4 protein-coding genes are annotated in these 5,026 nt (G+C 66.2%); 2 read left to right on the forward strand and 2 right to left on the reverse strand.

What is annotated here, in order from left to right; genetic code table 11:
- On the reverse strand, positions 1-1,150 hold a 1,150-nt coding region (locus AC1D2K_RS29705; protein WP_478093400.1), incomplete at its 3' end, for an FGGY family carbohydrate kinase.
- On the reverse strand, positions 1,150-2,610 hold the full coding sequence (locus AC1D2K_RS29710) for an MFS transporter (RefSeq protein ID WP_478093402.1): 1,461 nt from the start codon (positions 2,608-2,610) through the stop codon (positions 1,150-1,152). The genes AC1D2K_RS29710 and AC1D2K_RS29705, both read right to left, overlap by 1 nt.
- 292 nt (positions 2,611-2,902) lie before the next feature.
- On the opposite strand from AC1D2K_RS29710, the gene gspF reads away from it, so the two are divergent.
- On the forward strand, positions 2,903-4,135 hold the full coding sequence (gene gspF, locus AC1D2K_RS29715; protein ID WP_478093404.1) for a type II secretion system inner membrane protein GspF: 1,233 nt from the start codon (positions 2,903-2,905) through the stop codon (positions 4,133-4,135).
- Between the two features lie 3 nt (positions 4,136-4,138).
- On the forward strand, positions 4,139-5,026 hold an 888-nt coding region (locus AC1D2K_RS29720; RefSeq protein WP_478093406.1), incomplete at its 3' end, for a 5'-nucleotidase.

The following is a 5,026-nucleotide window of genomic DNA, read 5'->3' on the forward strand; positions in this document are numbered from 1 at the left end:
GGATGGCCCGGGCGACTTCGGCACGTGTGGTCGCCATCGAGATGCCAGTCAGCGACGCACGCGCGCCGGGCTCCATGGCAGGGACGCGCAGGCCGGTCAGCGTTGGAACAAAGGTGACATCGCGAGATGAACTGACGGTCGCGGCCATGGCGCTGATCTGCTCGGCGTTGTCGAACCATTGCAGTTTCTCGCAGACCCAGTTCAACGCGGAGCCGGTCGTTGCCACATAGGTCTCCACCGCGAAATGCGAAACGCCGTGCGCACGCCGCGCTGTCATGGTGAGGGTGCCGTCATGCTGGCCTGCATGGACAGGCAGCACGGGTCCGGTGATCACGTCGACGAAGCTGCCTGTGCCGTGGACGCACATGGCCTGCTCGCGGTCGAGGCAGCCCAGGCCGATGGCGCCCGCATGCTGATCGCCGGCACAAGCGAGGATGGGCACGTCGATGCCGAGCAGCTCGGTGCGAGTGCGGCCGAAGTCATCCGCGTCTTCACGCAGTTCGGGAAGCAGCTCTCGAGGAAAGCCGAGCGCATCGATCCAGTCCGACTGGTAGCGGTGTTCGGCCATGACGTAGGCGTTGCCGGAGGTCACGTTGGTCGGCGTCGTCACACAGGCGCGCTGCGTCGAGAGGTGCCACAGCAACCAGCTGTCGACGGTTCCGAAGGCGAGGCGGCGCTCCTTGAGGGCGCGGGCAACCGGCTCGGTCTCGCGCATGTGGTGTGTGGCCCAGAGGTAGGGCGAACGCACCCCGACCGGCCGGCCGATCTGCTCCTTCAGGAGCTTGTCCCAGGCGGGTGCAAGCTGATCCAGTTCACTGACGTAGCGGGTGTCCTGCCACACCATGACCGGCACCAGTGCGCGGCCGGTGCCGGTGTCCCAGAGCACGGCCGAACAACGCTGCGTCGCAATGGCCAGCGCGACAATGCGTTGCCGTTCCGATCGGGCACGCGCGATAGTGGCGCGGCAGACCTCGATGGTCTTGTCGAGGATCGCGTTGGCGTCCTGCTCAACCACGCCGGAGCGCGGCGTGTCGACCCGCAGCGGCGCGTACTCGAGGCATGAGACGTGACCGTCGCGTCCGACGATGGCCGCTCGCGTCCCCGAGGTGCCCTCGTCGATGCAGAGGATCACATCCTGAATGGTCGTCATCAGTTCACTCTCCCCGCGGCCAGTTGCGGCGATTCGGCATTCGATTGCTTGTCCTCGTCGAACTGAGGTGCATCGGGTTCGTTGTCCGGGTTGATGGTGGTGCGCGTCGGGTCCCAGCGGATCGCAAAGCAGATGACGCTTGCGACCAGCGGCACGACCGCGAGAATGAGGAAGGTATGTTCGAGGCCGTACTTCTCCCGGAACAGCGGAAAGACCAGCAAGCCGAGCGCCGCGCCGATCGAGCCCAGCGCGCCGATGATGCCGTTGGCTCCCGCACGCAATTCGCTGCGGAACGAGAGTGACGACAGGCTCTTGCCGTTCGCGCCGGGACCGCCCGAATGAAAGAGGATGAAGAGCGAAGGAACGATCACGGCCAGCCACAGCGGCATGCGACCGTGGAACAGGCCGAGCGTCAGCAGCATAAGGAACACCATGGCGAATCCAAAGGCCGAAGCGCGGCGCAAGCCCAGTTTGCGGCCGATCCATGGCGACAGGAAGCCGCCGAAGATGCCGAAGACATTGAAGGCGAGCGCGCCGATGGTGGCTTGAGCGAAGTCCTTGCCGAACAGCGTTGCGCTGATCAACGGCAGGTACCAGCCCACTGCGAAATACTGGATCGACTGACCGATCTGCACCGTCGCCGCGAGGATCGTGCGAGGCAGGTAGGCGCCGCGAAAGATCAGCAGGACGTTGGCTGCACCGCGACGGGCCTGGTTGATGACCGGAATGCGCTCGTGCTTCGGCGCGGCTACGAAAAGCTCGCCGTAGATGCGGCTCATGGCGCGCGCGGCTTCGTCGAGTCGCTCCTTTCGCGCGAGCCAGATGGGGCTCTCGACCAGCAGCGCGAGTTGCAGCGCGAGGATCGTGACGCCAAAAACTGCAGTGGCAGCCACGGAATAGCGCCAGATCGAATCGCCTACATCCCAGGAGTAGAACAGCAGCGCCAGAAGGAGATTGGTGCAGACCGCCGCGTACCACATGCCCTGCCAGGTGTTGAGCCGGCTCTTCAGCTTTGCGGGTGTGAATTCCGCTAGCACGGCCATGGCAATCGCGAAGTCGATGCCGTAGGCGGCGCCGACGAAGAAGCGGCCGACCAGGATCATCTCGAAGCTGGGAGCGAACACCACCAGCACGGCGCCAACCACAGCAAGGAACTTGGCGAGCACGAGCGGGCGGATGCGCCCCCAGCGGTCCGCCATCCAGCCGCCAACCGGGTTGAAGACGATGGCCACCCAGGAGGCGAACGAAGTCATCAACGCCACCTGACCGGCGGTGAGATGAAGGTCGCGCGTCATAGGCCCGAGGCCAGCGCTCAGCGCGGAATTGGAAAAGGCGTCGAGGAACAATCCGCCCAGCGCCAACCACCAGATGGTGGAAGCTCGGCCTACGATGCCCTGGCGTGAGTCCAGGTAGGCGATGACATCGTCGATGCCACGGATCTTGATCGCGTTGGGTTGCACAGTTGTCTCCATTGGAATAATCCGCAAGAGAACGATGCAAACCTTACAGGCGCGACAAAGCCATCTCACAGATGGTCTTGAAATCTGAACCTGTGCGCAAATTCTAAGTGCGACCTTTTCTGCCGGTCAATGAGATCGCGTCCAGTGTTAACCACTAGTACATAGACGCGCGCCACGGGCAGCGCCTCGCGGCCGAACGAACAGGGCGCGATCGTGGGGAAGCAGCCCGACGAAAAAGGCTCGCCAAGCGTCGACAATGCGGGTTCGCATATTCATTCTGCTGACGGTCCTCATGCCTGCCTACTCCTTCGAAGCCATCGATTCCCAAGGCCAGGCCCGCAAGGGCGTGGTCGAGGCCGACACCGCGCGCGCCGCACGCGGCATGCTGCGCGCCCAGGCGCTGATTCCGCTGGCCCTGACGACCGTCGGCAGCGTCGAGAGCGGCGTGCCCGCGGTCGGCGGCTGGCGCCGGCTGTACGGCGGCGGACGGGTCTTCAACTCGACCACGCTGGCGGTCTGGACGCGGCAGATCGCGGGGCTGGTGTCCTCGGGCCTGTCGCTGGAACGCGCCTTGACCGCTCTGACCGACGAGGCCGAGACCGAAGAACAGCGCAATCTGGTCGCCTCGCTGCGTGCCGAGGTCAATGCCGGCTCTCCGTTCGGCCGTGCACTCAGCCAGCACCCGCGCGAGTTCTCGCCGATCTACACCGCCGTGATCGGCGCCGGCGAGCAGAGCGGCAACCTGGGCCTGGTGCTCGAGCGCCTTGCCGACGACCTCGAACAGCGCCAGGCGCTGCAGCAGAAGCTGGTCGGCGCGGCAGTCTATCCGGCGATCGTGACGCTGGTCGCGATCGTGATCGTGATCTTCCTCGTGAGCTACGTGGTGCCGCAGGTGGCCAACGTGTTTGCCGGCACCAAGCGCGCACTGCCGATCCTCACGGTCGGCATGCTCGGCCTCAGCGCGCTGGTGCGCAACTACGGCTGGCTGGCATTGATCGTGATCGTGCTGGGCGTGATCGCGGCCCGCATGGCGCTGGCGCGCGCCGCGATCCGCGAGCGCTTCGACGCCGCCTGGCTCAACCTGCCGCTGGTCGGCAAGCTGGCCCGCGGCTACAACGCGGCGCGCTTCGCCAGCACGCTGGCGATGCTGGCGACCGCAGGCGTGCCGATCCTGCGCGCACTGCAGGCCGCCTCCGAGACGCTCAGCAACAGCGCGATGCGTGCCGATGCGCTCGACGCCCTGGTGCTGGTGCGCGAAGGCGCGCCGCTGGCCTCCGCGCTGGCGCAGAAGAAGCGCTTTCCCGGCATCGTCTCGATGTTCGCGCGCCTCGGCGAGCAGACCGGCACCCTGCCGCTGATGCTGCAGCGCGCGGCCAACCAGCTGGGCGCCGAAGTGCAGCGCCGGGCGATGCACCTGGCGACCATCCTCGAGCCGCTGCTGATCGTCGCGATGGGTGGCGTCGTGATGCTGATCGTGCTGGCGGTGCTGATGCCGATCATCCAATTGAACCAATTCGTGAAGTAGCCCATGGCGGTCTCCCTGGACGACAAGCTGGTGGTCGCAATCTCCTCGCGGGCCCTCTTCAATCTTGAGGAAGAAAACCGCATCTTCGAATCCGGTGACGACGCCGGCTACATGAAGCTGCAGCTCGAACGGCTCGACGTACCGGCCCGGCCCGGCATCGCCTACTCGCTGGTGCGCAAGCTGCTGCGCTTCAATGACGACGGCCAGCAGCGGGTCGAGGTGGTGATCCTGTCGCGCAACGACCCGGTGTCGGGCATGCGCGTGTTCCGCTCGGGCGTGGCCAACGGCATCTCGCTGCAGCGCGGCGTGTTCACGCAGGGCCGGCCGCCTTTCGGCTACCTGCGGCCGCTGCGCGCCCACCTCTTCCTGTCGGTCAACGCCGATGACGTGCGCGAGGCGCTGGTCGCCGGCTTTCCTGCGGCGCGCGTGTTGGTCGAGTCGGTGCACGCGAGCGACGCCTATCCGAACGAAGTCCGCATCGCCTTCGACGGCGATGCCGTGCTGTTCAGCGACGAGGCCGAGCGCGTCTTCCAGGCCGAGGGGCTCGATGCCTTCCAGCTGCACGAGTCCTCCAAGGCCGGAATGCCGCTGCCCGAAGGGCCGTTCAAGCCGCTGCTGGCGGCGCTGCATCGGTTGCAGCAGGCCAGCAGCCCCGTCATGCGCATCCGCACCGCGCTGGTCACCGCGCGCAGCGCGCCGGCGCACGAGCGCGCGATCCGAACGCTGATGAACTGGAATATCAAGGTCGACGAGGCGATGTTTCTCGGCGGCCTTCCCAAGGGCGAGTTCCTGCGCGAGTTCGAGCCCGACTTCTTCTTCGACGACCAGACCGGCCACGTCGATGCGGCCGCGCGCCATGTGCCCTCGGGGCACGTCGCCAGCGGCATCAGC

Source organism: Variovorax sp. P1_H12_2, from assembly GCF_056405335.1.